This window comes from Streptococcus bovimastitidis (genome assembly GCF_001885095.1).
Taxonomy (GTDB): domain Bacteria; phylum Bacillota; class Bacilli; order Lactobacillales; family Streptococcaceae; genus Streptococcus; species Streptococcus bovimastitidis.
This window is the reverse complement of the sequence record NZ_LZDD01000002.1, coordinates 169,523-192,082: the sequence shown is the minus strand read 5'-3', so window position 1 is coordinate 192,082 and position 22,560 is coordinate 169,523. Positions and strand designations below refer to the sequence as shown.

The following is a 22,560-nucleotide window of genomic DNA, read 5'->3' as shown; positions in this document are numbered from 1 at the left end:
TTTTAAGATTTTGGTTCTTTCGATTTTGCGGAAAACGAATAAGGTGATGGGACTCCGAAGCCTGCTCCATAGGCATAGGCCGAGTTGAGAAAGCCGGTTTCAGCTAGCGGAATCTGCATTTGTTTGGCTACTTGGTCTAAAATCCCATTAAATAAAAAGGCGGACATAGCAAGGACAAAGTTCATGATGATGAAGACAGTAAGTGTCATCTTGCTAAGTGTATGTTGTGATTCCAATTCTATACCTCTTTTTGTCTTATCTTCAAATTCGTATTTTTCAGCAAATCAAATAGAATCTTTTGCCAATTTATTGATAGCGACTTTATAGGGAAATAGCAATATCAATTGAGGGTTTTTGCAAAAAATGTTTCTAATATCAAGTAATTCTAAAACTATAATAGCTAAAAAAGCCTTCTGTTGAAGGCTTCTTTTAGGCTCTTTCTTTTAAGACTGTTGAAATTAGGAGTATGAGTACTGCTGAGGATAGGGTTAGTAAGCTGAGACTTTGAATACCAAAACTTTTGATGATGAAAACAGCGATGCTTAAACCAAAAGCTTGGCCTAGCTGAATATTTGAACTGTTGAGACTAAGGATGAAGCTAGATTTGTTTTGGGTTGTAATATTGATACCAGTGTTTAATTGGAGACCGACAAACCAGCCCATGAATTGCCAAAGGAGAATCAGGATTAAGGTCACCCACATTTGTTTTTGGAAGGCAAAAATCAAAGCTGTTAGCAAAATTTGAGAGGCTGTTCCCATAAGAAGGGCTTTTTTGAAGCCAATTCGGTCTGACATATAGCCACCAAATAAATTTCCAGAGAAGCAGGATAGGCCCATGATAATTAAATAATAACTGAGGATATGGTCAACATTTGGGAAAAGTTCTAATAGGTAAGGTGTCACATAAGTAAAGAGTGATCCATAACCGATAAATGTGATTAGTGAACTAAAGAGTACGAAAAGAGTTTCCTTGTTCTTGAGGAGAGCTAATTCCGATTTGAAATTGATATCATTTTGATTTGATTTAACGCTTGGTAAAAAATTCAAGAAGTAGATGAAGGCAATAATCATCAAAACAATGAGGAAAAGATAATCAACCTGCCAGTTAAAATACTGTGATAGCATTCGTGTTAAGGGCATTCCAATTACCAAAGCTAATGAAGCCCCCATGATCAGTTTGGCAAGGGTTGAGCCTAATTTTTCAGGTGGAGTCAAAGCAGCGACGGTTCCCATCGCTAAGACCCCATAGCCATTACCTGTGACACCAGTCAGAAAACGGATTAAGAGTAATTGTTCAAAGGAAGTGGTGAAAATCATCCAAATACTAGCCAGAATAGTTAAGGCTAGCATTATTTTAAGCATGCTTGTTCTTTCAAATTTTCGAAATAGGACCAAAGTAATGGGAACCCCTAGACCTGCTCCATAAGCATAGGCTGAATTAAGAAGTCCAGTCTCTGAAATTGGAATAGTTAATTGTTGCGCCACTTGGTCTAAAATACCATTAAATAGAAAGGAAGACATGGCTAGGACAAAATTCATTAATGTAAAAATAAAAAGTGTTGGTTTGGTTAAACGCTTATGTGTTTCCATATTTCTCCTCATTCATCTTTATCTATAAATACTACTTAGGGCTAGAAAGAGTTACTTATTTAATCATAAATTGTAAACGCTTAAATAGCAAATGCTTTTATTAAATATGATATTATACTAAATAAGCATAACAAATATCAAAAGTTAAAAGAGGAAAATATGGAAATTAGAGTTCTTCACTATTTTTTAACAGTTATTAATGAGGGGAGTATCTCCCGTGCAGCAAATAGCTTACACATTACCCAACCAACTATCTCTAGACAACTGAAAGAACTTGAAGAAGAATTGGGGAAGCAATTATTTATCCGACATAAAAAAAGAGGGATTTCTTTAACTCCTGAGGGCTTGCTCTTACAAAGTCGTGCCCAAGAAATTATAACCATGGTCGAACAAACGGAAAAAGAATTCTTGGACCTAACCGATTTGGTTCAGGGTGATATTTATATTGGCGGTGGCGAGACTAAAACCTTTGCTCAAATCGCAAAATTAGCCAAGGAATTGCAGGCGGATTTCCCAGGTCTTCATTATCACCTCTATTCAGCTGATGCAGAGGAAATCCTGCTCCGCTTAGAAAAAGGCTTGCTTGATTTCGCCCTCCTCACCTATCCTCAAATCAATCAAAATTATGATTATCTTAAATTACCAACTAAGGATCAGTGGGGGTTAGTTCTACCAAAGACAGATGAGCTTGCGCAAAAGCAGAAAATTGAAATGAAAGATATCAAAAAGCTACCGCTGATCATTCCTCGCCGAACCTATCTAAGTAGCGATAGTAATAATAAAGTTAGAGCATGGTTCGGTAAACAGTTTGCCAACTTAAATATTATTTCCACCTTTAATTTGGTTTACAATGCTAATTTTATGGTCCAAGAAGGCATGGGTTATCTCTTATGCTTTGACCATTTGTTGAGTAATGATAACTTGGTCTTTATACCATTGGAGCCAAAACTAGAAACTGAACAATATTTGGTTTGGAAAAATGGCAAGGTTCTTTCTCCAGCCGCAGAACTCTTCTTGGACAGTTTAAAGGTCTACTTAATCGACTACCAGAATCCAGAGAATCACTGTCCTAAAAAAGCATAAGAAAAGCATCAGCTTTTAGATTCCCTCAATGCTGATGCTTTTTTTACTCAATATCTTTTTTGTTTAACAGCTCAGTGCCCATAGCAATCCATTGTTCCTTGAGAGTAGGAGGTAGATTTTCTGAAATATAAGATATTTCTTCTGCAGATTCTTGTTGGCTTGATAGGGGATAAGTAGTGAGGTCACGATACAGGAGGTCATCAAGACTTATTTTAAAGATGACAGTTAGGAGATGTAAGGTTTCTTTTTTTGGTCCGTATTTTCCTTTTTCCCATTCACTAATGGTCGAAGTCCCTTTTCGACCTAGCAAATGAGCTAGATCTAATTGAGTCATACCTTTTTTTAATCTTAAGTATTTAATATTGCTCGCTAAAAAAGATTTTCTCATAATCGAAATCGGACTCCTTTGTCAGGTTATTACCCCTATCATACCATAAATGTCCGCTTTTCAAAAGGCTTGATAAAAAAATAGACAGAAAAAGCAGAAATTTCTTGACTTCGTTATTTCCGAAGTTTATAATATAAATACCATTTAAATTTAATCAAAAGTTTAGGAGGAATACAATGACTAAAAGGAGTTTAAAGGAAATTCGCAAATCTCGTCAATTAACTCAGGAAGAATTAGCCTTTCAAACAGGCATTTCTATCAGAACTATTGCTCGCTATGAAAAAGATGTGACCATGCTGCGAAGGGCTAAGTATGAAACCTTGAGTATGATTGCGACTATTTTAGAGGTCAGTGTGGACGATATTTTTTTAGGAGAAACTTCGGTTTTTGCGAAATACTCTTGTTAATAGCCTTAACTTCTCACTTTAGTGTTCTTATTTTCTCTCTTCCCTTTCTATCAAAAAAGCTTGCCAGCAGGCAAGCTTTTTGACTATTTAGGATTTTAATTGTTTTTGGAATTCTGCTTTCCATTCATTGATAGCATCCAAATGAAGGGCAAAATCGAAATCTTTGAGGTTTGTTTGAAGCTCATAGTTGCCTTCTTTGAAACGAATCATCAGCGGCATTGTTTCAAGACTTTGACCGAAATACCAGTAGAAGTCATCTTCGATTGGAAATTTATTTAGATCTTCTTTGATGACAGTCACCAGGCTTGCTAACCAGTCTGTTTGGTGATTGAAAATTGCTCCATATTCGTGGCTTTGAGTGGTATCAACTTGATACCAAAAATGGTGGCTGTTACCGTAGTTTTCTTGTGCAAAAGATTTCATTTCGTCTCCTTAAAAGGCTGTTTTTTTCTATTATAAGGTTTCTACTGGGAATTCCATAGAAGATTGCTCACAGTCAATGACTAATTGGTAATCACTATTATCACGGACAGTATGCTCAAAGTCCGTTGTGTAAAGCAAGAGCTCAAGAGTATCACCTTCTTTAAAGCGATAAATACTTGGTTGCAAGTAAAAATCAAAAGTCATCCATTGATCCGGTTCAATAGTTTTGATCTCCATAAGATCCTCACGGTTTTGCAAATTAAGGACGCCTTTGGCAACTACCCGCTCAGAACTCATGCTCATCGGTAACTCTTTGAGATCCTCACGCGCGAAGTTCTGACCATTATCAATAACCCTAAGGTCAATAACTGCTGGCGTATCTCCTAGGCGTTTTTTAGGACCCTTGTCCAATAGCTGAGCAGAAAGGATGCCTTTGTTGACGGAGGATTTGAGGCGCAAATGTAAGCAAATTTCCCCGTTAAGGTGAACATCTTGACCTAGCTTGAACTCTAGCGCAAGGGCGTTGGCTTTCCCAGAGAATAAATCTTTCTTGAAGACCCGGAAGTCCTTGCCAAATGCCGCAAATCTATCTTCAGTGTAATGATTGTTAATGGTTTTTTGTCCTTCTCCAAAAGAAAGGTTATGGCGTCCACTTGCTCCAAATTGGTCAAGGACTTGCCAGGATTGTTCTTTCTGGTTGTCCTGCCAAATGAGGATTGGAAGTTGGAACTGGTTGTCGAGACCAAGTAATTTTTGGCTAAGAAGAGCATTCATGCTTTCTTTAAAGTCAATGGATTGCCAGTTATGCATGTAAACGTGTTGACCATGATGGAGAAAGGCATGCTTATTGACCGTCTTAGGTAAAGCATTAAAGATTTGATAAACCTGACGGGGTTTGACATTCCAGTCTTGAAGACCATGGGTGAAAACTACCTCACAAGTGACCTTGTTGGTATTTGGTAGATAATTGCGGTCATGCCAGAATTGGTTGTAGTCGCCACTTGCACGGTCAAGAGCAGCAGACTGATGATCTAGAAGTTCTTGGTATTTGTCTTTAGTTTTTAAATAGTCGCCGGCTAACAAAGAGCGGGAATAGGTTAATTCAGTCAAAACATCCAGGTCTTCGCCTGGGTATCCGCCTGGGCTACAGATTAATCCGTTTTCACGGTAGTAGTCGTACCATGAGGAGATGGCAGCTTCTGCGATGATCACTTCCAGTCCCTCAACCCCTGTGGTGGCTAAACCTGTTGACATGGTGCCCAAATAGGATTTACCGGTAGTTGCTACTTTGCCATTGGTCCAGTCAGCTTCGACCAGAGTTTCACGTTTATGGCTACTATATGCAGGTGCTTTGCCATTCAACCAATCAATAACGGCCTTGAAGCTTTCCACTTGCAGGTAATCGCCGGAAGTCATGAAGCCTTCCGAACCTGCTGTACCGACGCCAGAGACATAGATGTTGGCAAATCCACGCGCTAAGAAGTAGTCATTGAGGCCATAAGAGTTGATGTAGGCGAAAGTTTCGCTAGCAGGAGCCGTAGGCAAATCAAGCTTTTCTTGATCAATTGTCGTAATGTGGCGGTCTTCCACATGGATTTTCCCGCTATCCTTAACAGCTAGGTTCCCTTCCATTTTATAAAGTTTCTTGTCGTTAGCCACTTCATTGACCCCTTGGTGATATGGACTTGCAGTCATCATCACGGGGATTTTGTGGGCTGTTTTTGGTCTGAGAATATTAACTTTAACCAAGTCTCTTTGACCATCTAGATCCGTATCAATTGGTGCTTCCACATAAACAATTTCTTTAATCAGCTCATGGCTATTAAAGGTGGCTAAGCTTTTCCCGTTAAAGAAATGGTAGTCATTATCCTGAGCTAGAATACCTTGGCTAATCAAATCTTCTACCAAGGTCATCCCTGTTTTGTTGCGGCAGGATAAGAGTTGGTGGATGCTAAGAATAAAGTCCTCTTCCTGATATTGGACGGGTAAATTAATTTTTTGGCTAAATTCTTGGGCGTCTTGAAAATCAAAGTTTGGAACAAAACCTAGTAGCTGTAAGGCTACCAATTGGAAGATAGGCTCAGTTAAGCTGTCTTCTGATTTGAAAAAAGTTTCTAAATCTCGGTTCTGATCAGCCAACAAGAGGCTAAGCGGATAGTCTTTGTCACTGTGATGAAAATAATAGTGGTCTAAAAAACGTTTAAAAAGGGCTTTTGGTGTGTCTAAATTTGTAAAAGTAAAACCTAGATTTTCTAAATCTTTTAAGGCTTCTTGAGCATTTGTTTTGATATAAGAGAATTGATTGTATTTCATGGGCTATCCATTCTTTCTATAAAGTAAACGTTTTAATTTTTTTAATAACTTTACATTGTCTATTATACTTGATAAAATGGTACTTGTCTAAACTATAAAAAATTTGGAGGCTTTCATACAAATGGATGTAACATGGACTGTGAAGTACATCACAGAATTTCTTGCCACTGCTTTACTTTTGATTTTAGGTAATGGAGCAGTTGCGAACGTTGACTTAAAAGGAACTAAAGGAAATAACTCAGGTTGGGTTATTATTGCTTTAGGTTATGGTTTTGGAGTTATGATGCCAGCATTGATGTTTGGTAATGTTTCGGGAAACCACATTAACCCAGCCTTTACCTTAGGTTTAGCTTTCTCAGGCTTATTCCCATGGGCTCACGTTGTTCCTTATATCATTGCTCAAATGCTTGGTGCAATGTTTGGTCAATTGGTTGTTGTTGGTGTCTATGGACCATACTTCCGTAAAACTGAAAATCCAAATCCAATTTTAGGTTCTTTCTCTACAATATCAGCTCTTGATGATGGTACTAAAGAAAGCCAAAAAGCATCATTAATCAATGGTTTTGCTAACGAGTTTGTTGGTTCATTTGTCCTCTTCTTTGGTGCACTTGCCTTAACTAAAAACTTCTTCGGTTCAGAATTAGTTGGTAAATTAGTTGAAGCTGGTTATGATAAAACAATGGCTGAAACACAAGTTTCACCATACACATCAGGAAGCTTGGCTGTAGCTCATTTAGGAATTGGTTTCCTTGTGATGACTCTTGTTGCTTCATTAGGTGGACCTACAGGTCCTGGCTTGAACCCTGCGCGTGATCTTGGTCCTCGTATCGTTCATCATTTCTTACCTAAATCAGTCCTTGGTCAAGCTAAGGGCGATTCAAAATGGTGGTATGCTTGGGTTCCTGTTCTTGGACCAATTGTAGCTGCTATTCTTGCCGTAGCAATGTTCAAATACCTTTATATTAAATAAGAAAAACAGAATAAAGAGCACTATTATTGGGAAATCCATTAATAGTGTTTTTTTTTATTAATCTATTTCATATGAAAGGTCAAGGACATGTCATTTGGACACAAAGCACATAAATTCTTGTCAAAAAATATAATTTCGCTTATAATAACAGAGGATTAGGAGGAAACTATGTCTTTATTAGAAAAATCGGTCTTTTTAACCCCTGTTTTTAGGGTGAATAACCGACAATTAAACATTGATTTTTATAAAAAAAACTTAGGATTTAAATTAGTATATGAAGAAAATGCCATTGCGATATTCACTTCCTTTGGATCAGGAAATGAACGCTTTGTTATTGAGGAATCACCATCTGTACGGACACGTGCAGTAGAAGGCACTAAGAAAGTCAATACCATTGTTGTAAAAACTAGCGATGCTAAAGCTATTGAACAACTCTTGGCGCACGGTGCAGAGACCGATGCCCTTTTTATTGGCCCAAATGGCTATGCTTTTGAAACCTTATCACCTGAAGGGGACCGCTTTTTATTGCATGCTGAAGATGATATTTCTAAGTTGGAAGTCACTGACCTACCTGAATTGTTGGCAGAGGATGACTTTAAGGGCTTAGCTGATTTTAGCTTTGAGACAATTGTTCTCAACGTCTTGGATGAAGAAGTGTCTCGTTCATTCTATCAAGATACTTTCCAAGGTCAATTCCCCGTAAAAATGGATTTCATTGAAGAGCAAGGTCCAGACTTGGCTATTGAGCCACATATCGCTTGGGATTTGGAAATTTTGGAAGTTAAAGTGCCAGAAGATTATGATTTGGCAGCTTTCAAAGTCTACTTGGAAGAAAAAGGTTTGTCCGTTTATTTAGACGCCAAAGAAAAGGTTTTGGTTCTATCTGATCCAAGCCTCATCGAAATTTGGTTTATGAAATGATGTCTAGAATTACCGATTTTATTCAAGAACAGATTTCTGCAGGTATTTATCCGGGGGCTAGTTTGGCCCTTTTTCAGCAGGGAAAATGGCAGGAATATTATTTTGGAACCATCGATGGGCAAGAGCCCGTGCGAGCCGGATTAACCTACGATTTGGCCAGTGTGTCCAAGGTGGTTGGAGTTGGGACGCTTTGTATCTTTTTGGTTAATAGCGGAGCCCTTGATCTGGATAAGTCCTTGCAGTTTTACTATCCTGCTTTCAAACGGACTGAGGTCACTGTGCGGCAGCTTCTAACCCATACAAGTGGCTTAGACCCATTTATCCCCAATCGGAATCAACTGGGTGCAGAAGAACTTAAGGAAGCTATAAATCACTTGCAGATTAAAGCAGATAAATCTTTTCACTACACAGATGTGAATTTTCTGCTTCTTGGTTTTATGTTAGAAGAGATGCTTGGTGATTCCTTGGATTGGTTATTTGAAAAGCAAATTTTTCAACCCTTTGGTATGACTGAAACCCATTTTGGTCCTCATCCAGGAGCAGTACCGACCGTCAAAGGCATTACAGGTGGTCAGGTTCATGATCCTAAAGCCAGGGTTTTAGGTCACCATGCGGGTTCAGCAGGCCTCTTTTCAACAGTTAAAGATTTAGAAATCTTTTTGAGCCATTACATGCTAGACCTCTTCGCAAAAAATCTCTTTGAAAATTATAGTCAACAAGAGAAAAAGCGTTCTTTAGCTTGGCGCATCAATCAAGGATTCCTCGATCACACCGGCTATACCGGAACCTTTATTATGTTTAATCAGCATCTAGAAGCTGTTATCTTTTTAACCAATCGCACTTTTGATAAAGATGAAAGAGAAGCCTGGATCAAAGACCGGGATCAGCTTATGGACATTATCATAGAAGAATTTGCTAAGAATAAGTAAAAAGATGTCATTAGAGACTCCGATGAAAATCTAGAATATGAAGAGGTTCATGCCATGGATTTCTATTGTGGTGAGAATCTCTTGGAAGGTCATCATCACTCGATGGAGGGCTCTCGCTACCTTATGGATTAGTCAGCAACTTTAGCATCGGATAAAGATTTTGTTTTCCAACAATACCGAAAACTTTGTCAGTTGAAGTCGACAAATACTGCTTTACATTGGGGTGCTTTTAATATCCTGAACATGTCTGGTCAGCTTTTTGACTTTTGTTGCTTAACCGTTCAGGAAGCCCTGCTTTTCATTTGGTTAAATGAGGAGGAGACCGTCACTATTCAAGTTAATTTATCAGATTTTGGCTTACAGGCTTCAGATACTTCCTGTCTACAAAGGTCATATTGATTGGCAAAAAATAGGGACAGATCTTGAACTAGCAATTCCAAGTCAGGAATCAGGGATTTTATCAATCGTTCTGAAGTGAGTAAGTCGACCGATAAGACCCTTAGCAATTGCATTAGTATTGATTAAGACATAAAAAAAGAGCCCTAGGTGAAAAGAACCGCTTATAATGGACAGTATAAAAAGAAAGTTATACTGTTCTTATAAGGAGGTTCTTTTTCTATGGCTAAAAAGGAAGTCGGTTTCAACGTTATTCATATGAATTTAAACGTCAAGTTGTTGAAGATTATCTGAGTGGACAAAGTGGAGGTATGCCTGCAATTGTTAAAAAATATGGACTAAAATCTACTTATCAGATTAGTGCATGGGTGAAGAAATATCAAGCATACACTACAGAACTATCTCTAGACTTACGAGGCTCTGGTAGAAAACCTAAAATTAAAAAGATTAATTTAGAGGAAATGACTCTAGAAGAACAAAATGCCTATCTTCGTATGGAGAATGATATTTTAAAATCACTACGGGCTCTTCAAAAGAAATATCATTATTGTAGACAAGGTGAACTAAATGAAAAGGCAAGACACGTCCACAAAAGAATGCATCGTTCATTCAGATCAGGGATCAGGGGTTCCTATATACTAACAAAGTGTACTTAAAGAAGCTAGATCAACTAGGAGTTACTATTTCCTACTCTGGTCAAGGTAACTGTTGTGATAATGCCTGTTGTGAGAATTTCTTTTCCCATCTCAAAAGTGAATCCTTAAAACTTCATATACCTGAAGACAGGGCTAGTTCAACAAATCAAATTGATGACTATATTCTTTGGTATAACACTGATAGACCGCAAGAAAAACTAAAAGGTATGACTCCTTGTGAATTTAGGGAATCATACCTTCTAAATAACTAGCTTTTTTTAACTGTCCATTTTAAATGGTGCTTGACAAAGGCCTCTTTTTTCTTATAATGCTTTTTCCATTGTAATATGTTTGATACCAGCTTCTTCGAAGATATCTCCAACTTCATGGAAACCTAATTTTTCATAAAAGTTTCGAGCGGACAATTGAGAGTGGAGGATGATTTTTTCAAATCCCTGAATTTGTGCATAATCCATGACGTATGTCAATAGTGTTTGCCCGATTTGATCACCTCTGAAGTCGTAGAGAACGGCCATTCGTTGTAAGGTGACAGTAACATGATCCTTACTTGGAAGCAAGCGACAGGTTGCACATGGTTTGCCTTCATCATGGTATACCGTGAAATGTAGGCAGTGGGCTTCATCTTTATCAATCTCTATCGATGCGGGTACTCTTTGTTCATTAACAAATACTGTTTGACGAATTTTCACTGCGTCAAGATAGGTTTTTGATAAGGTGTTTCGAGTCTGTTTGATAATCATAAAACTATTTTAACCGAAAAAGAAACAATGTCAATAGACATTGTTCTTTTTCAGAAAATTATTTTCCTGAAATCGCTTCAGCAGCGTCATCCATAGAAAGAACTTCGTGGAAGACACGTTGAGTCAATTCTTGTTTTTGATCAGGTGTAAGGTATTTAGTGTTTACACAGTATCCTGAGATACGTACGATAACATCTTCACCAGACATGATTTTTTCGTAAACATCGTTAAGGTCCATAACGTTCAAGTTAACGTGTTGTCCACCGTTTTCGAAGTAACCGTCAAGAACTGTAACCAAGTTATCAACTTGTTCGTCAAAAGTTTTACCTAATGCACGTGGTGATACTTGGGTAGTCAATGAGATACCATCGTTAGCGTGTGAGAATTCAAGTTTAGCAAGTGAGTTAAGGTTTTGTAACCATCCACCTTTAGCTTTGTTAGATGGGTTAGCACCTGGAGAGAAGAATTCAACTTCGCTGGTGTTAACTGTTCCATCTTCGTTCAAGAAGACACCACGGTGAACCGGAGAGTTACCAGTTTGTTTAGAGTAGGCAACGTTTGAAGTGATTGTAAGAAGTGATACAGAAGCTTCAGCGTTCTTGTAAAGTTTATGACTTGCAAGACGGGTGTGGTAAGCTTCCATCAACCATTTAGCGATATCATCTACTCGGTCATCATCTTCACCGTAACGAGGGAAGTCACCAATAACTTCGTAGTCATAGATGTAGCCGTTTTCATCGCGGATAGTTTTAACTGTAGCGTATTTGATAGCTGATAATGTATCAACAGTATTTGCGAAACCACAGATACCGAATCCCATGTTAGCGCGTTGGTGACTTGGTAAGAAGGCCATTTGAACTGCTTCATAGTTGTATTTATCAGTCATGTAGTGGATGATGTTAAGAGCATCTACGTATGTATCTGTCAACCAGTCAAGAGATTTTTCAAAGTTAGCCATAACTTCGTCATATTCAAGAATTTCAGAAGTAATTGGTTCAACAACGTTAAATACTTTGTAATCTCTGTGAACATCGTCGTAACCACCGTTAAGACCAGTAAGAAGAGCTTTAAGTACGTTTACACGAGCACCAAAGTATTGGATATTATGACGTTGGTTTTCGTTTTCTGGATCAAGAGGTGATACACAACAAGAGATACATGACATTTCGCCATAACCTTCTTTAGCCATTGTTGTAACACCTTCATATTGGATTGAAGAGTGTTTATGACTCATTGTCATACAGTAGCGACGGAATGCATATGGTAATTGGTCAGTCCAAAGAACTGTTAAGTTTGGTTCTGGAGAGTTACCGATGTTATCAAGAGTGTTCAAGAAACGGTAATCCATTTTAGTAACACGGTGACGACCATCGTTACCCATACCAGCCATTGAAGTTGTGATAAATGTTGGGTCACCTGAGTAAAGGGCATCGTAAGCTTTAGTACGACCGAATTTAACAGTACGTAATTTAAGAACGAAGTCATCAACGAATTCTTGAATTTCTGATTCAGTGAATGTTCCACGAGCAAGGTCACGTTCAGCGAAGATGTCAAGAACGATTGGCACACGTCCAAGAGAAGTTGCAGCACCATTGATAACGCGACATACAGCCATGAATGCAATGTTTACCCATTGGATAGCTTCTTTAACGTTTTCAGCAGGACGACGAACGTCAACTCCATAAAGATCACCAAGTTTAGCGACTTCACCAAGTGCTTGGTATTGTAAGTTGATTTCTTCACGAAGACGGATTGTTTCTTCGTCGATATCGTTTAATGCATTCCAGTCATTAACTTTTTCTTGCATTAAGTAGTCTGCACCGTAAAGTGCAAGACGTGCGTAAACACCGATGATACGTCCACGTGAATAAGCATCTGGAAGACCAGTTACTGTATGCGCATGACGAGCACGACGTATGTTTGAAGTGTAAGCACGGAAGATACCATCATTAACAGTAGTAACATATTTTGTGAAGATTTCATGTACTGCTGGGTCTGGTTCATAACCATTTTCTTTAAGAGTAGTTTCCGCCATACGGATACCACCTTTTGGCATGAAGTTCAATTTGAACAATTCATCATTTTGAATACCATAGATAAGTTCGTTTTCTTTATCGATGAATCCTGCAGGGATACCAGCGATTGAAGAAGGACGAGTATCAAATGGGAAACGTGTAGCTTCATACTTAGCTTTAGTTTCTTCAATGATTTTTTTGATTTTCAACGAACGTTCAGTTGCACCAGCAAGGAATGATTCATCACCATCATAAGGTGTGTAGTTTGCTTGTACGAAACGAGAAACACTTGCTTTTTCTTTCCAATCAGTTCCTTTAAAGCCTTCCCAAGCTTTTTCGAAAACATCTGTGTTAGTTTTTACAGTTGCCATAAATATCTCCTTAATAATTCTAGTAACAAAGCTATCTGTTACATTAACAACTTCAGTTTAACATAAAGGAAACGGTTTCCCAAGCAAATTTCTTGACAAAATACTTTTTCTTTTATAATACAGTTTGATAAAACAGTAACAAACTGTATTATACATATTTGCTTGGCTTTCCAAAAGCTTAAAGGTATAATGTTTTCAGGGGGGAACTATGCTAATTTTTCCATTACTAAATGACACATCGCGAAAAATTATTCACATTGATATGGATGCTTTTTTTGCTGCTGTCGAAGTCAGAGATAATCCGGAATTAGTTGGAAAACCTGTTGTTATTGCCAAGGATCCTAGAGAAACAGGAGGACGGGGTGTTGTTTCAACCTGTAATTATGAAGCAAGGGCTTTTGGAATCCATTCAGCCATGAGCTCCAAAGAGGCCTATGACCGTTGTCCTCAAGCCGTTTTTATCTCAGGTCGTTATGAGGTCTATCGGGAAGTCGGGATGGAAATTCGCGAAATTTTCAAGCGTTATACTGATTTGGTTGAACCCATGTCCATTGATGAAGCCTACCTAGACGTTACCGAAAATAAATTAGGCTTGACTTCGGCTGTGAAAATAGCCAAGCTGATTCAGTACGATATCTGGAAGGAATTACATTTGACCTGTTCAGCAGGTGTCTCCTATAATAAGTTCCTAGCAAAATTAGCTAGTGACCATGAGAAACCTCATGGTTTAACCCTTATTTTACCTGAAGATGCTCAGGCCTTTTTAGAAAAAATGCCCATTGAAAAATTCCATGGTGTCGGCATCAAGTCAGTTGCAAAACTCCATGAAATGGGAGTCTATACAGGAAAAGACTTATTAGAACTACCTGAAATGACCCTAATTGATCACTTTGGCCGCTTTGGCTTTGATCTTTATCGAAAGGCTCGAGGAATCAGTCATTCACCGGTCAAACCCAATCGTATTCGCAAGTCCATCGGCAGCGAAAGAACCTATAGTAAACTATTATATAATGATGCGGATGTTAAAGCGGAAATTGCCAAAAATGCTCAACGGGTTTCAGATACTCTTCTGAAAAACAAGAAAAAAGGTAAGATTGTTGTCCTCAAAGTCCGTTACTCAGATTTTTCTACTCTTACCAAACGAATTGGGTTAGATGAAGCAACCAATGATTTTGAGATTATTAGCCAAACGGCTAATACAATTTATGATAGTATTGAGGAATCTGTTTTAGGAATACGGCTTTTAGGTGTAACTGTAACACAATTAGAAGAAAAACAAAGTGAGATTCGTTTAGATTTTTAAAAGGCATGAGTCGACTGACTCATGCCTTTTTGTGTTAAAATCCTTACCTTAATAAAGAAGCAAACTATTCAATTGTTTGATCGTCTTCTTGTTCTAAATCTTGGTCTTTATTGTTTAAAGTTCTAGCTTTTTGATAAGCGAAAAAGTATAAAGTTAATAAAAGTAATTGAATAATAGCACCAATAATTGAAGGTGTCGTTAACAATGTTGAGATAATATTAAGAAGTGACAAGGCAAAACCTAAGTAGTAAGGCATATATGAAACTTCCAGCGCTTTTTTGATTTTTGATTGGTTCATAACTGTTAAGACGATGATAGCAATCATCAAGGCAAGACCAACAGTAGAAATAAAAAGCGAGAATGGCGTCACAGCTTCTTGCATGACAGCCCTTTGTTCAGATCCTAGTTGGTCCATCACTTCTTTATTATTGACAATTAATAATAAAGAAACAAGTCCAAAAGCTGATACAATAGTCAAAAGACTATTAAGGACAATAATGACAATATTTGATGTTTTAAGTGATTGACGCACTTTTTCATATGAAATCATAAGCAACCTCGCTTTGTATGTTTTTAATAATACAATTATAACACACATCTACTAGAAAATGATAGGTTTATTTAGTTTTTTTGAAAAAAAATGAGAATATCTTCCTCTGTTAGGCCAATCATCGGGTCGATAGTCAGTAAATTCTCACTAGTCAAACGAAAACCAGCTTCAGGAACCTGTTCAATATCAACTTTTTCATTTTCGCCTTGTGGAAGTCCCTCTTTTTCGCTGGCATCAGCTCTTTTACTTGGAGCTTGCTCACTTGGCTTGACCGACCTCTTTGTCTCTTTTTCCTTTTCGGGGAGAATGGCCGAGCTGTCCACCGATTTTTCAGCAGAAAGAGTGTCTACTTCACTTTCACTTGTTAACCCAAAGCGCTGCACCAAATAGGTTTGTCGTTTATCACCCTCATTTTTGATGGCATAATCAAAGGCGCTGTATTCCCCTAGCATAATCAACTTACTCTTAGAGCGGGTCACCGCCGTATAAATGAGATTGCGTTGAAGGAGACGACCCGACTGGCGGGTAATGGGGAGAATAACAACCTGGAATTCACTGCCCTGCGATTTGTGAATACTCATGGCGTAAGCCAAGGTTATCTTGAGCCATTCATTACGGGGGTAGCTTACTTCGCTGCCCTCAAAAGACATGACGATTTCATCTTGTTTGGACTCCGTGTATTTTGCCGGTATCAGGTCTGTAATGTAGCCAATATCCCCATTGAAGACATTCAATTGCGCATCATTAACCAGATGTAGAATTTTATCCCCAATCCGAAAATGCGTATCATTAAAGAAAAATTCCGTCTTCCCATCTAAAGGGTTGAGCAGTTCTTGCATCAGTTGGTTGAGGTTATTAATCCCAGCCTGCCCCTTATACATTGGTGCTAAAATTTGAATCTCATCCTGATCAATGCCGCTTTTAATAGCTGCTGCCACAATCTTGGTCACCATGGTCGGAATATGTTGTGGTAAAGCATCGAAGTAGGAACGGTCAGCCTTTTTCTCCTTAAAGTCAGCCGGCAAGTAGCCCTGGCGCATCTGATTGGCTAGGTCCACTATGGTAGAATCTTGTGATTGGCGGAAAATTTTGCGAAGCGCAATTTGTGGGACTTGAGGGACTTTGAGCAAGTCGGCAAGGACTTGACCTGGGCCGACTGAAGGCAATTGGTCGCTATCTCCCACAATAATGACTTGGGTTCTAGAAGAAATCGATGAAAGCAATTGATTGGCCAACCAAGTATCGACCATGGAGAATTCATCGATAATGATCAGGTCGCAGTCTAAGTAGTCCTCAATTGCTTGATAATCATTATCTCCATTTAGACCTAAATGACGGTGAATGGTAGCACTAGGAAGGCCAGTCAATTCATTCATGCGGCGTGCCGCCCGACCTGTTGGGGCAGCTAGGATGATGGGTAGGTCTTTTTTGTAAAGGTCGATATCATGAAGGCTAGCATAAGCCTGTAAGATTCCTTTGATAACAGTTGTTTTTCCGGTACCAGGTCCACCCGTTAAAATAAAGACCTTACTTTGTAATGCTTTCCGAATAGCTTCCTTTTGGACTTGGTCGTACTGGATATTTAAATCTTCTTCAATTTGCTCAATGCTTTGGCTAATCTGGCTCTCCTCTATGCTCTCTTCTAGAGGCATATCGAGTATACGGTCAAGATTTTTTTGGATACCTCCCTCAGCTTGATAAAGACTACTATCGAAGATTTTGGTATCAACATTATAGACTTTTTGGTCGTCAATTAACTGAGTTAATTCCCTAGCAACATCGGCTGGGTCGCATTCGATTTGTCGGGCTTCTTCTAAGAGAGTAATAGCAGCTTCTAATAAATCACGAGCTTCTATATAGGTATCCCCTTGGCTAATGGATTCTTGCAGGAGACTATGCAATAGTGCTGCCCGGTAACGTTCCGGAGCGTCACTTTCAATCCCGATTTCTGCTGCCAGATTGTCAGCCAGTTTGAAACCTATTCCCTGGATATCTTCCACCAATTGATAAGGATTACTTTTGACCCTCTCGAGAGCTTCTTCTTTATAAGCGTCGTAAATCTGGAAGGCAAAGTGGTTGGAGATACCCAGTTCGACAAGGCCGGCGATAATCAGTTCGGTACCATAGTTGAGTTTTAAGGTGTTAACAAAGGCTTCACGATTAGATTTTGAGAGGCCAGTAATCGTTTCTAACTGGCTAGGGTCGTCAAGGATTTTGTCGATGGTATTGTCACCATAAAGGCTAACAATTTTCTCGGCTGTTTTTTTACCAATTCCTTTAAAGTGATCACTTGCAAAGTATTTAACCAGGCCGGATTTAGTGGGTTTAGCTTTTTGGTAGCGACTCAATTTCAACTGTTGACCGTATTTGGGGTGTTGGGTCAGTTGGCCCCAGAAGGTGTAATCCTCCCCCTCCATGACATCAGCCATAGTACCGGTCACAATGATTTCAAAGTCATCAAAATCACTGTCAGTATCTTCGACTTCAAGCAAAAGGATTTTAAAAAAGTTGCTGGCATTTTCGAAAATAATCCGATCAATGGTTCCTGAGAAAAAATATTCCATGTGGGAGCCTTTCTAAAGCAGATAATAGAAAACCTGCCAGGGGCAGGATATTTTTAGTTGAATAAATTAACTTGATTTAATGGCCAATAACGGAATTTCACTTCTCCGATAAAAGCTTCTTTTTTGAAAGTTCCGACTTCACGACTGTCGCGAGAGACAATACGGTCATCTCCTAATAAGAAGTATTGGCCTTGAGGGATCTTGACTGTAAATTCTGTTTGACCTGAACTATCAATAGTAAAGGCATTAGCATTTTTTGCTAGCTCTTGAAAGAGGGGGTTGTAAGAATAGGTTTTGTTGAGTTTATCCTCTTTAAAAGCAGCTAAGTATTCTTTCAAGTAAGGTTCCTTTTTCTTTTTACCGTTAACGTAAAGAGTATCGTTTTTGTATGAAATAGTATCACCAGGCAAACCAATGACACGTTTAACGATTTCTTTTACCTGACCATTTTCTTCTTCTTTTGCGACAATCATATCAAAACGATCAATCTTGGTATGATTTAAGACAATAAGGCGTTCATTGTGGGCAAGAGTTGGATCCATTGAATGGCCATCAACTCTAACGGGTTGCCAAAAGAATAAACGTGAGATGCCAAAGACTAAGATGAAGAGGGTGAAGAGACCCCATTCTTTGATTAGGTTTTTCATAATACTCCTTTTTATTTATGACTCAAAGCGATTGCTTTTTGAGTGTTTGCGAAATGTAATTTGGCACTATATTCTAAAGCCTTCATGCCATAGGCTTTTAGTAATTGACTAGCAACCTTATCAGAAGCCTGACCTGCCCCACTAGGCAATTTGTAACCTAATTCTTGACTGAGTAGATCGAGATTTTCTAAGAAGAGATTGCGAGCAATGATGGAAGAAACAGCAACCGCCAAGAATTGTCCTTCGGCTTTTTCAATCAAAGTCACTGGATTTTGAAAATGATTCTTTTCCTTTTTTAAGTGCTTTTGATAATTTCCAGAAGTCGTAAAGGCATCGATAATAATTTTTTCAGCTTTCACGCCCTCTTTTAATAAGAGGAAAATAGCCTGATTATGAAGGGCAACTTTTACCGAAACTGCGTTATAAGGCTTATCAGGACCAACCATTTGATTGTATTTTTGAGGTGATAGTAACAAGGCTTTATGCTTTATTTTTTCCATTAAGATTGGAGCTATCAACCTTATTTTAGCATCATTAAGCGTTTTGGAATCATCAACACCCAATTCTTTTAAAAAAGCATGGTCTTTTGGCTGGACAAATGATGCGACAATAGCAAGACCGCCAAAGTAAGAACCATTACCAACCTCATCAGTACCGATAAGAGGCAGATTTTGGTTTTTAGAAGTCATTTCCTGACTTGGTAGGTCTATTTTCAGACCAAGCTCTTGAGCCACCTCTTGAGCCTGATTTCCTTGTAAGACAAGTTTTCCAGAACTGTATAACAGGCAGGTGACTGACTTATACTTAGCAGCTAGGGTAACATACTGACTAGGATTGCTGATTTGATAGGCTTTTAACTGCTGAGTGACCTTATTAATGTCTTTATTTTGCAGTTTTACAACAATAGTTTCCATAGCAAATATTTTATCATAAAAAAGAGGTCAATGCGAAATCAAATACTACTTTCTTTCAAATGTTGTTATTTTACGAATGGCTGAAAATGCGGTATAATGCTAAAAAGAGGTGTACCTATGAAAAGTAATAATCGTTTTAAATTTACCTTTGGTGAAAAAAATTTAACCTTAACAACTGACAAAGATAATCTCTTTATGGAAGAAGTTGAGCATGTAGCAAGAGAAAAATATAATGCCATAAAGGCGCGATTACCAGAGGCTGATAATGAAACAGTCGCTATTTTGATGGCAATCAATTCATTATCAACACAATTAAGTCGTGAAATCGAAGTAGAAAAATTAGAAAAAGAAATCAGTGAATTACGTCAGAAAACAGTAGTTGGTATTCAAGAAAAGGCTAATCTTGCTGGAATGAATGAGGAATAATTATGGTTTCCTTACTCATTTTTCTGATTCTACTCTGGCTCTTTTATATTGGCTATAGTAGAGGTATTCTTTTACAGTCCTTTTATTTTATTGGTGCGCTAGTTTCGCTTTTTGTAGCCAAAAATCACTACCAAAGCTTGGCTCAAAAAATCGCCCTTTGGGTACCCTACTCTAATCCCATTGAAGGCACTAAAATGGCTTTCTTCAAAGACGTCAACGTTTTTGAGTTAGGTAAGGTCTATTATGCCGGTATTGCTTTTATTGCTATTTTTTTATTGGTCTACGGTATTGTTCGCTTGATTGGGGTATTTGTTCATTTCTTTCCTACCGACTATTTTACAGATATCAAATATCAAATCATTAGTGGTGTCTTAGCTGTTTTTGTAGGAATGATGGTCTTTTCCATGATTTTTTCGGTTCTAGCAACTATACCAATGCCAGCAGTTCAGGAACAACTATCTCATCATTTTCTAGTTAATGTACTGGTAGCCCACTGCCCACCAATGACATCCTTGATTCACTATCTGTGGATTGACCAAGTTATTTAAGATCAGAAGGTGCATTTCTGGTCTTTTTTCATAGAACCAGAAACATCTATTTGAGGTATAATAATAAACATGAATAATAGAATTTTAGAGCAGCTCGAGTTTGCCAAAGTCAAGGAACAATTCCAGCCATACTTGCAAACGGCACAAGCCAAAATAGAGTTGCAACAATTAGAACCCAGTCAACAAAAAGAGAAAATTCAGGACTATTTCAGTGAAATTGATGAAATGGCTGCCATCTTTGTTGAAAATCACCACTTCAGTATTGGTGGCTTAAACGATTTGACAGAGAGCATTCGCCGCTTAGAATTAGAAGCCGACCTCAGTATTCAAGAACTGCTTGATATCAAGAGACTTTTAATGATTTCTGCTGAAGTCAGTCGTTTCTATCAAAACTTGGAAAATATTGAATTATTTGTTTTAAAGCGTCTATTTGAAAAAATAGAAACTTTTCCCCAGCTCCAAGGTTCCTTGCAAGCTATCAATGATGGCGGATTTGTCGAGAGCTTCGCTAGCCCAGAATTAGAAAAAATTCGCCACAAAATGACGGATAGCGAAAATCAAGTGAGACAGCTCTTACAAGATATCCTAAAAAAACAAAGTGACTATCTGTCAGAGTCCTTAATTGCTAGCCGGAATGGCCGCAGTGTCCTACCCGTCAAAAATACTTATCGGAATAAAGTGGCAGGGGTAGTCCATGATATTTCGGCATCTGGGAATACCGTCTATATTGAACCAAGAGCCTTGGTTCAACTAAATGAAGAAATCACTCAATTACAGGCTGACGAACGACATGAAATCAGCCGCATTCTTAGAGCCCTATCAGATATGTTACGCCCCCATAGTCGGGCTATGGCTAACAATGCTTGGTTGATTGGGCATTTGGACTTTGTCAAAGCCAAATACCAATACATGATTGACCATCAGGCTAGTCTACCGAAAATTTCTTCCGATAAATCGCTTAAATTATTGAATGTTCGACATCCGCTTATCAAGGACCCGGTGGCCAACGACTTGCATTTTGCGCGCCAGTTAACGGTTATTGTCATAACTGGTCCTAACACGGGTGGGAAAACAATCATGTTGAAAACCTTGGGATTAGCCCAAATCATGGGACAATCAGGCCTACCAATCTTAGCTGATCCAGGATCAACCATTGCCGTGTTCAATCATATTTTTGCAGATATCGGTGATGAGCAATCGATCGAGCAGAGCCTATCAACCTTCTCAAGTCATATGACCCACATCGTGGAAATCTTGGATCAGGCCGATCAAGACAGTTTAGTCCTCTTTGACGAGTTGGGTGCCGGTACCGACCCTCAAGAGGGTGCCAGCCTAGCCATGGCTATTTTGGAGCAACTGCGCCTGACTGCAATCAAAACTATGGCAACCACCCACTATCCTGAGCTCAAGGCCTACGGAATTGAGACCGAGTTTGTGGAAAATGCCAGCATGGAGTTCGACAGTCAGAGCCTGAAACCGACCTACCGCTTCATGCAAGGTGTGCCTGGGCGCTCAAATGCCTTTGAAATTGCCCGTCGTCTTGGTTTGTCTGATACGATTGTGAATGAAGCCGAGCAGATGACAGGTGGCGACAGTGACGTCAATCGGATTATAGAAGAGCTTGAAAGACAGACGCTTCAAAGTCGGCGTCGCCTTGATCACATCAAAGAAGTTGAGCAAGAAAATCTTAAATTCAACCGTGCTGTCAAAAAACTTTACAATGAATTTAGCATGGCCAAGGACAAGGAAATTGCTAAAGCCAGTCAAGAAGCCCAAGAAATTATTGATTTTGCTCTTGCGGAAAGCGAATCAATCCTAGCCAAACTGCATGACAAGGCAGCCATTAAGCCTCATGAAATCATTGAAGCTAAGAGCCAGTTGAAGAAATTGGTTCCAGCAGCAGATTTATCTAAAAATAAAGTCCTTAAAAAAGCTAAGAAATTACGGGCGCCACAAGTTGGCGATGATATCATCGTAACTGCCTACGGCCAAAGAGGAACCTTAGTCAACCAAGTTAAGGGCAATAAGTGGGAAGCTCAAGTTGGCCTGATCAAAATGACCTTGCAAGAAGACGAATTCCAATTGGTTAAAGTCAAAGAAGAAGAAGCAAAACCTAAGAAACAAACCATGAGTGTGGTAAAACGCTCTTCAAGTGCTGGTCCACGTGCCAGACTTGATTTGCGTGGCAAGCGCTATGAAGAAGCTATGCAGGAATTGGATGCCTTCATTGACCAGGCCTTAGTCAACAATATGAGTCAAGTTGATATTATTCATGGTATCGGTACAGGTGTTATCCGTGAAGCCGTTACCAAATATTTACGTCGCAACAAGCATGTCAAGAGTTTTGGCTATGCTCCTCAAAATGCTGGAGGATCTGGCTGTACCATAGCCAATTTAGGTTAGACA

At 38.8% G+C, this 22,560-nt stretch carries 22 protein-coding genes; 11 read left to right on the top strand and 11 right to left on the bottom strand.

Translation table 11 applies throughout. From position 1 onward, the window contains the following. Window positions 1–2 precede the first annotated feature (2 nt). Entirely contained in the window at window positions 3–236 is a 234-nt protein-coding gene (locus A9Q68_RS10570; RefSeq protein ID WP_083426039.1) for a hypothetical protein, read from the bottom strand. A gap of 193 nt (window positions 237–429) precedes the next feature. After that, window positions 430–1,590 (bottom strand): MFS transporter, encoded by a 1,161-nt coding sequence (locus tag A9Q68_RS06685; protein ID WP_071793914.1) that lies wholly within the window; start codon window positions 1,588–1,590, stop codon window positions 430–432. Window positions 1,591–1,749: 159 nt separating this feature from the next. On the opposite strand from A9Q68_RS06685, the gene A9Q68_RS06680 reads away from it, so the two are divergent. Beyond that, window positions 1,750–2,673 carry a LysR family transcriptional regulator gene (locus A9Q68_RS06680; protein ID WP_071793913.1) on the top strand — a complete coding sequence of 308 codons (924 nt, stop codon included), beginning with the start codon at window positions 1,750–1,752 and terminating at the stop codon, window positions 2,671–2,673. 43 nt (window positions 2,674–2,716) lie between these two features. On the opposite strand, the gene A9Q68_RS06675 is transcribed toward A9Q68_RS06680, so the two are convergent. After that, entirely contained in the window at window positions 2,717–3,061 is a 345-nt protein-coding gene (locus A9Q68_RS06675) for a helix-turn-helix transcriptional regulator (protein ID WP_071793912.1), read from the bottom strand. Between the two features lie 176 nt (window positions 3,062–3,237). On the opposite strand from A9Q68_RS06675, the gene A9Q68_RS06670 reads away from it, so the two are divergent. Beyond that, window positions 3,238–3,468, top strand: a complete 231-nt coding sequence (locus A9Q68_RS06670) for a helix-turn-helix domain-containing protein (protein ID WP_071793911.1) — start codon at window positions 3,238–3,240, stop codon at window positions 3,466–3,468. Window positions 3,469–3,555: 87 nt separating this feature from the next. Here the strand turns inward: A9Q68_RS06670 and A9Q68_RS06665 are convergent, their stop codons facing one another. Both A9Q68_RS06665 and A9Q68_RS06660 read right to left on the bottom strand, forming a co-directional pair. Then, window positions 3,556–3,891: a hypothetical protein gene (locus A9Q68_RS06665; RefSeq protein WP_071793910.1), complete on the bottom strand. Its 336-nt coding sequence runs from the start codon at window positions 3,889–3,891 to the stop codon at window positions 3,556–3,558. 30 nt (window positions 3,892–3,921) lie between these two features. Continuing rightward, window positions 3,922–6,204, bottom strand: coding sequence for a Xaa-Pro dipeptidyl-peptidase (locus A9Q68_RS06660; protein WP_071793909.1), 2,283 nt, complete (start codon window positions 6,202–6,204; stop codon window positions 3,922–3,924). Window positions 6,205–6,325: 121 nt separating this feature from the next. On the opposite strand from A9Q68_RS06660, the gene gla reads away from it, so the two are divergent. The 5 genes from gla (at window position 6,326) to A9Q68_RS06635 (ending at window position 10,327) form a co-directional block, all read left to right on the top strand. Further along, the gene (gene gla / locus A9Q68_RS06655) at window positions 6,326–7,174 is read left to right on the top strand and encodes an aquaglyceroporin Gla (RefSeq protein ID WP_071793908.1); all 849 of its coding nucleotides are present in this window, start codon (window positions 6,326–6,328) and stop codon (window positions 7,172–7,174) included. 168 nt (window positions 7,175–7,342) lie between these two features. Further along, window positions 7,343–8,095 (top strand): CppA family protein, encoded by a 753-nt coding sequence (locus A9Q68_RS06650; protein WP_071793907.1) that lies wholly within the window; start codon window positions 7,343–7,345, stop codon window positions 8,093–8,095. Next, window positions 8,092–9,024, top strand: a complete 933-nt coding sequence (locus A9Q68_RS06645; RefSeq protein WP_071793906.1) for a serine hydrolase domain-containing protein — start codon at window positions 8,092–8,094, stop codon at window positions 9,022–9,024. The genes A9Q68_RS06650 and A9Q68_RS06645 overlap by 4 nt, the downstream gene beginning before the upstream one ends. A gap of 707 nt (window positions 9,025–9,731) precedes the next feature. Further along, window positions 9,732–10,076 carry a hypothetical protein gene (locus tag A9Q68_RS06640; protein ID WP_240494211.1) on the top strand — a complete coding sequence of 115 codons (345 nt, stop codon included), beginning with the start codon at window positions 9,732–9,734 and terminating at the stop codon, window positions 10,074–10,076. Further along, window positions 10,067–10,327, top strand: coding sequence for an IS3 family transposase (locus A9Q68_RS06635; protein WP_071793905.1), 261 nt, complete (start codon window positions 10,067–10,069; stop codon window positions 10,325–10,327). The genes A9Q68_RS06640 and A9Q68_RS06635 overlap by 10 nt, the downstream gene beginning before the upstream one ends. Window positions 10,328–10,378: 51 nt before the next feature. Here the strand turns inward: A9Q68_RS06635 and A9Q68_RS06630 are convergent, their stop codons facing one another. Both A9Q68_RS06630 and pflB read right to left on the bottom strand, forming a co-directional pair. Continuing rightward, a complete protein-coding gene (locus A9Q68_RS06630) occupies window positions 10,379–10,816 on the bottom strand; it encodes a GNAT family N-acetyltransferase (protein ID WP_071793904.1) in 438 nt (145 codons plus the stop codon). Between the two features lie 58 nt (window positions 10,817–10,874). Next, entirely contained in the window at window positions 10,875–13,202 is a 2,328-nt protein-coding gene (pflB, locus tag A9Q68_RS06625; RefSeq protein WP_071793903.1) for a formate C-acetyltransferase, read from the bottom strand. A gap of 208 nt (window positions 13,203–13,410) precedes the next feature. On the opposite strand from pflB, the gene dinB reads away from it, so the two are divergent. Next, window positions 13,411–14,505, top strand: coding sequence for a DNA polymerase IV (dinB, locus tag A9Q68_RS06620; protein WP_071793902.1), 1,095 nt, complete (start codon window positions 13,411–13,413; stop codon window positions 14,503–14,505). A 64-nt stretch (window positions 14,506–14,569) separates the two neighbouring features. Here the strand turns inward: dinB and A9Q68_RS06615 are convergent, their stop codons facing one another. The 4 genes from A9Q68_RS06615 to rnhC form a co-directional block, all read right to left on the bottom strand. Then, window positions 14,570–15,055, bottom strand: a complete 486-nt coding sequence (locus A9Q68_RS06615; protein WP_071793901.1) for a hypothetical protein — start codon at window positions 15,053–15,055, stop codon at window positions 14,570–14,572. Window positions 15,056–15,126: 71 nt separating this feature from the next. Continuing rightward, window positions 15,127–17,619, bottom strand: a complete 2,493-nt coding sequence (recD2, locus tag A9Q68_RS06610; protein ID WP_071793900.1) for an SF1B family DNA helicase RecD2 — start codon at window positions 17,617–17,619, stop codon at window positions 15,127–15,129. Window positions 17,620–17,672: 53 nt separating this feature from the next. Then, window positions 17,673–18,266 carry a signal peptidase I gene (gene lepB / locus A9Q68_RS06605; protein ID WP_071793899.1) on the bottom strand — a complete coding sequence of 198 codons (594 nt, stop codon included), beginning with the start codon at window positions 18,264–18,266 and terminating at the stop codon, window positions 17,673–17,675. 11 nt (window positions 18,267–18,277) lie between these two features. Beyond that, window positions 18,278–19,180 carry a ribonuclease HIII gene (gene rnhC, locus A9Q68_RS06600; protein ID WP_071793898.1) on the bottom strand — a complete coding sequence of 301 codons (903 nt, stop codon included), beginning with the start codon at window positions 19,178–19,180 and terminating at the stop codon, window positions 18,278–18,280. A gap of 117 nt (window positions 19,181–19,297) precedes the next feature. On the opposite strand from rnhC, the gene A9Q68_RS06595 reads away from it, so the two are divergent. The 3 genes from A9Q68_RS06595 (at window position 19,298) to A9Q68_RS06585 (ending at window position 22,557) form a co-directional block, all read left to right on the top strand. Continuing rightward, entirely contained in the window at window positions 19,298–19,606 is a 309-nt protein-coding gene (locus A9Q68_RS06595) for a hypothetical protein (protein WP_071793897.1), read from the top strand. A 2-nt stretch (window positions 19,607–19,608) separates the two neighbouring features. Then, complete coding sequence (locus A9Q68_RS06590; protein ID WP_071793896.1) at window positions 19,609–20,154, top strand: CvpA family protein; 546 nt, start codon at window positions 19,609–19,611, stop codon at window positions 20,152–20,154. Window positions 20,155–20,223: 69 nt separating this feature from the next. Next, window positions 20,224–22,557: an endonuclease MutS2 gene (locus A9Q68_RS06585; protein ID WP_071793895.1), complete on the top strand. Its 2,334-nt coding sequence runs from the start codon at window positions 20,224–20,226 to the stop codon at window positions 22,555–22,557. Window positions 22,558–22,560 lie beyond the last annotated feature (3 nt).